Raw genomic sequence first — 5,428 nt, forward strand, 5'->3', positions numbered from 1 at the left:
GTGCTGATTGAATCGGAGGGCAGGCAGTACGCCTATTACCCCTCGGACATGGAAACCAAGATATTGGCCGACAAGGCCGTCACGGCACCGTGGGGTGGCAAGCTCACCTTCGTGCCCCGGGGCGCGCTTGATGACGCGAGCAAGGACATGCTGGCGCGCCTTGAACAGCGTTTCGGTGACGCCCGCCCGCAATCCGAACAGGACGCCTGGAAAGGCGGCGCCAGCGCGCTGGTATCAGCGACCTTGACGCTGGGGCTCATCGCCTTCCTCTGGTACCAGACGGGCGGGCAGCGCAAATCMCTCAAGTTCATTTCGCCGGCGCAAATCAGCGGTGACATGGAGGACCTGGTCGGCATGGACGATATCAAGGCCGAGGTTGCGCAAATCCGCGACCAGTACGAACGCCGCCTCGAATACGCCGCTTATGGCGTGAACAAGCCTTTCAACGTGATGTTCAGCGGCCCCGCGGGTACAGGCAAGACCAAGCTGGCCAGCTACCTCGCCAAAGAGCTGAACCTGCCAATTCTTTTCCATTCAGCCGCCAACCTCGAGACCGGCTATGTGGCCGGCGGCTCGAACACCTTGTCGCGCATTCTTGCGCTGGCCAAGCGGCGTAAACGCTGCATCGTCTTTCTTGATGAAGCGCAGGACCTTTTCATGCGGCGCGGCGGCAACCGCAAATATGACGATGACACGCAGAACATGTTGCTGGCCATCCTGGACGGTGTGCGGACCAAATCGGATACTGAAATCATCTGGATCGTGGCGTCCAACTTCAATTCGGCCAACCTGCAGATGGATGAGGCCATGCTGCGCCGCTTCCAGATGAAGGTCGACTTCCGCATGCCCAACCAGCAGGAGCGCCTGGCCATCACCGGCCACTACCTGCGCCAACGTGCCGACAAGGTGCTGCCCGACATGGACCTGCGCCATTTTGTCGAACTGACGGAAGGCTGCAGCCCGGCAGACCTCGAAACCATGGTCAACCAGGCCGGCATCATCGCGGTGCAGGCGGGCCAGATGATAGGCGCGCACACCCTGATGCAGGCCGCCGAGCGTGTGCTGGTGGGCAATGTCAACGACAACACCACCAAGGAGCGCGAGCGTGACCGGCGCATCATCGCCRTACATGAGTGGGGCCACTTCCTGATGGATTTCCAGCATCGGCGCAAGCTGACCGGCGACAACTGGAACACGCTGCTGGCCGACATGACCACCATCAAAATTTCATTGAAGGCCAACCCCCGCAACAATGCCCTCGGCTTTGTACTGCACAAGCAGGACAGCAACCTGCTGCAGACCAAGGGTGACATGGAGCATGAGGTGCGGGTGCTGCTGGGCGGCATGGCGAACGAGGAGATCTTCTTCGGCGAAGACGGAACCACGGGCGGCGCCCACAATGACATCACCCGTGTCACGCGGCTGCTGCACCATGCGGTGGCTGAAATGGGCATGTACCGCAAGACCCGGCTGAATTACGCCGCGCTGCTCAAGGACGGCGGCACGGCACCGCCGGACGAGGAAACCCGCAGCATCATGGAAGCCCAGAGCGAGCGGCTTTACAGTGAGACGAAGGCCACGCTGGCCCAGTACACCGCCCTGACGGAGTATCTGACCGGCTGTCTGATGAATGCAGGCGAGATGACATTGAGCGAAGCACTCCGCGAAATCAGGTACTTTGAAAGCCTGACTGCCGCACCGGATCTGGCGCTGCCTGGGCCGGGTTCCAGCCGGTGGATGCCAGCCTGAGTCAACGAACCTTTTTTTGCAGCTTCGTCCTCACAGGACGCCCAAAGAAAAAGCCCTGCAACGCAGAGCTTTTTGCATGGGCCGGAGCGGTCTAGCGTGAGGCCGGTGCGGCTGGCGTTGGCGTTGCTGCGGCATTGGGCGCCTGCGTGGGCGCGGGCGCCGGCATGGCGGGTGCAGTCGGTGTGGCGGCCGGTGCACTCATGGCAGCAGGCGCGGCCATGGGTGCCACCGGGGCCGCTGCGGCTTCACCGCCGTGGAACTTCATCACCAGGGGCACGATCAGCAGCGCCACGATGTTGATGATCTTGATCAGCGGGTTCACGGCCGGGCCGGCTGTGTCCTTGTAGGGGTCGCCCACGGTGTCGCCGGTCACGGCGGCCTTGTGTGCCTCGGAACCCTTGCCGCCGTGGTGGCCGTCTTCAATGTACTTCTTGGCGTTGTCCCAAGCGCCGCCGCCGGTGCACATCGAGATGGCAACGAAGAGGCCGGTGACGATGGTGCCCATCAGCAGGCCGCCCAGTGCCTGGGGGCCGAGCGCCAGGCCGACCACGATGGGCACGACCACGGGCAGCAGCGAGGGGATCATCATTTCCTTGATGGCAGCTGTGGTCAGCATGTCGACAGCGGTGTCGTACTCGGGCTTGCCCGTGCCGTCCATGATGCCCTTGATGTCGCGGAACTGGCGGCGCACTTCAACCACCACGGCGCCGGCAGCGCGGCCCACGGCTTCCATCGCCATCGCGCCGAACAGGTAGGGAATCAGGCCGCCGATGAAGAGGCCGACGATGACCTTGGGATTGCTCAAGTCGAAGCTGATCACGTTGCCGTAGGCTTCGAGCTTGTGGGTGTAGTCGGCAAACAGCACCAGCGCGGCCAGGCCGGCGGAGCCGATGGCGTAGCCCTTGGTCACGGCCTTGGTGGTGTTGCCCACCGCGTCCAGCGGGTCGGTGATGTCACGCACGCTGCTGGGCAGTTCGGCCATTTCGGCAATGCCGCCGGCGTTGTCGGTGATGGGGCCGTAGGCGTCCAGCGCAACCACGATGCCCGCCATGCTCAGCATGGAAGTGGCGGCGATCGCGATGCCGTACAGGCCCGCCAGCGAGTAGGCCGTCAGGATGGCGATACAGACAAAAATCACCGGCCATGCGGTGGAGCGCATGGAGACACCCAGGCCGGCAATGATGTTGGTGCCGTGGCCGGTAGTCGATGCCTGTGCAATGTGCTGCACCGGCTTGTACTGCGTGCCGGTGTAGTACTCGGTGACCCAGCACAGCGCGCCGGTCAGGATCAGGCCGACCGCGCAGGCGCCGAAGAGGCGTATCTGCGTGCCGCTTGCCGTGACGGCGTTGTCGGGCATCAGCCACATCGTGACGAAATAAAACGCGATAAGCGACAGTACGCCGGCAATTGCCAGGCCCTTGTAGAGGGCCGGCATCACGTTCTTCATGCCGGGCGAGGCCTTGACGAAAAAGCAGCCGATGATGGAGGCGATGATGGACACGCCGCCCAGTGCCAGCGGGTAAACCGCCGCAGTGGCGCCTGCGCCCGAGAGCAGCAGGGCGCCCAGCACCATGGTGGCGATCAGCGTGACCGCGTAGGTTTCAAACAGGTCGGCGGCCATGCCGGCACAATCGCCCACGTTGTCGCCGACGTTGTCGGCAATCACGGCCGGGTTGCGCGGGTCGTCTTCGGGAATACCTGCTTCGACCTTGCCCACCAGGTCGGCACCGACGTCGGCGCCCTTGGTGAAAATGCCGCCGCCCAGCCGGGCGAAGATGGAAATCAGCGACGAGCCGAAGGCAAAACCAATCAGCGGGTTGAGCAGGTTGGCCAGCTTGAGGTCGGGTGTGTAGTTGCCATTGCCCACCAGAAACCAGTAAAAGCCGGTCACGCCCAGGAGGCCCAGGCCCACGACCAGCATGCCGGTGATGGCGCCGCCGCGAAAGGCAACGTCAAGCGCGGGGCCAATGCCTTTGGTGGCGGCTTGGGCGGTGCGCACATTGGCGCGAACCGACACGTTCATGCCGATAAAGCCGCAAGCGCCTGACAGCACGGCGCCAACGACGAAGCCGATGGCGGTTTTTCCGTCAAGGAAAAAGCCGATCAGTACCGTGAGGACGACGCCCACCATGGCGATGGTTTTGTATTGCCGTGCCAGGTAGGCGGCGGCGCCGGTCTGGATGGCGGCTGCAATTTCCTGCATGCGCGCATTGCCTGCATCCTGGGAAAGAATCCAGCTGCGAGCCCAGATGCCGTAACCCACGGCGACCAGCCCGCAGACGAGCGCAAGAATAAGCGCTGAGTTGCCTGTCATAGAAATCTCCTACGTTGTTTTTCGCTTGGAGGGGGTTTCAACGCTAGCAAATGGTGTCTTGACCCCCGCTGCGTTGCTTCCTCGTTGCTTGGTCTACGTAGAGACAAGACGATTGGCCAACTCGCGCAATTTACAGTGAAAACATGACAACTTTAAGAACCGTAAGGTGTGAATCAGTAAAATGAGGGTAAATACCGAGCAGTTGGCCTGTGCCGCGGCTGCGCAGGTAGCCCATGTGTTTTAAGAATCTTCTTTTCGCCCTTCCTTCCCTTTCTTTCTTCTTCCTTCCATAAAGAACTCAAGCGACCATGTCCCTCGATAAAGTTTCCCCCGGCAAAAACGTTCCCGAATCCTTCAACGTCATCATCGAGATCCCGATGAATGCCGACCCGGTGAAATACGAGGTGGACAAGGAGTCCGGCGCGATTTTTGTGGACCGCTTCATGAGCACTTCCATGCACTACCCGACCAACTACGGTTATGTGCCCAAGACCATCAGCGGCGACGGCGACCCGGTCGACGTGCTGGTGATCACCCCGGTGCCCCTGATTCCCGGCGTGGTGGTGACCTGCCGCGCCATCGGCATCCTGAAAATGACGGACGAAGCCGGTGAAGACGGCAAGGTGCTGGCGGTGCCCATCGACAAGAAATGCTCGCTTTACACCCAGTGGCAAAAACCTGAAGACATGAATCCGCTGCGCCTGAAGACCATTGCGCATTTCTTTGAGCACTACAAGGACCTGGAAGAAGGCAAATGGGTCAAGGTGCTGGGCTGGGAAGGCCCGGATGCGGCCAAAAAAGAAATCACGGACGGCATTGCCAACTATGCAAAGGCCGGCAAGGCCTGAAACCTGGCCTCTGGCACGAAAACGTAAGCGTTTTTGTGCTGAAGGTGGCTCAGGCCGTGCGCAAGCAGCTATAAAAAATATAGCAAAGGCATTGAGGGAAACTTAAAAAAGCGCCTGCAGCGTGGTCTGCAGGCGCTTTTTTTATGCCTGGGTGGAATGGTGTGCACCGCCGCCCGGCGCTACATTGAAGCGTTACGCTTTTCGCGCAGGGTCCGGGAACACCAGGCCGTGCAGCTTGCCTTTATCTCCGCGCGAAAACGGCTTCCACTGGCCTTCGGCCTGCGCCAGCCGGTCGGCCACGGCCCACCAGGCGCTGGGGTTCACGCCCATGCCGATATGGCTGGCCAGCACTTCGATGTTTTCGGTTTGCGGATGGGCGGCGCTGGGCGCCTGGATGCTGGCTTGCCAGGCCACCACGCCATCGCTGCGCGAATAAATGCTGGTGGTCGGCACAGGCGGGGCGGCCGGCAGATCGTAGCTTTCGGATTCGCGCTCGACGTTGCGGCCGCTGGTGAGT

The 5,428-nt window shown here is 61.6% G+C and carries 3 protein-coding genes and 1 pseudogene; 2 read left to right on the forward strand and 2 right to left on the reverse strand.

The annotated features are described in order from the left end of the window. On the forward strand, positions 1–1,749 hold a 1,749-nt coding region (locus AC1DWI_RS12795; protein ID WP_477724957.1), incomplete at its 5' end, for an AAA family ATPase. Positions 1,750–1,840: 91 nt separating this feature from the next. Here the strand turns inward: AC1DWI_RS12795 and AC1DWI_RS12800 are convergent. Next, the gene (locus tag AC1DWI_RS12800; RefSeq protein ID WP_477670857.1) at positions 1,841–4,063 is read right to left on the reverse strand and encodes a sodium-translocating pyrophosphatase; all 2,223 of its coding nucleotides are present in this window, start codon (positions 4,061–4,063) and stop codon (positions 1,841–1,843) included. 308 nt (positions 4,064–4,371) lie between these two features. Here AC1DWI_RS12800 and ppa point away from each other — a divergent pair, with 308 nt between their 5' ends. Next, the gene (ppa, locus tag AC1DWI_RS12805; protein ID WP_457278617.1) at positions 4,372–4,911 is read left to right on the forward strand and encodes an inorganic diphosphatase; all 540 of its coding nucleotides are present in this window, start codon (positions 4,372–4,374) and stop codon (positions 4,909–4,911) included. Between the two features lie 192 nt (positions 4,912–5,103). Here ppa and AC1DWI_RS12810 read toward each other — a convergent pair. Next, a pseudogene (locus AC1DWI_RS12810) lies at positions 5,104–5,428 on the reverse strand (alpha/beta hydrolase); the annotation flags it as partial.

This window comes from Polaromonas sp. P3_C2 (assembly GCF_056402675.1).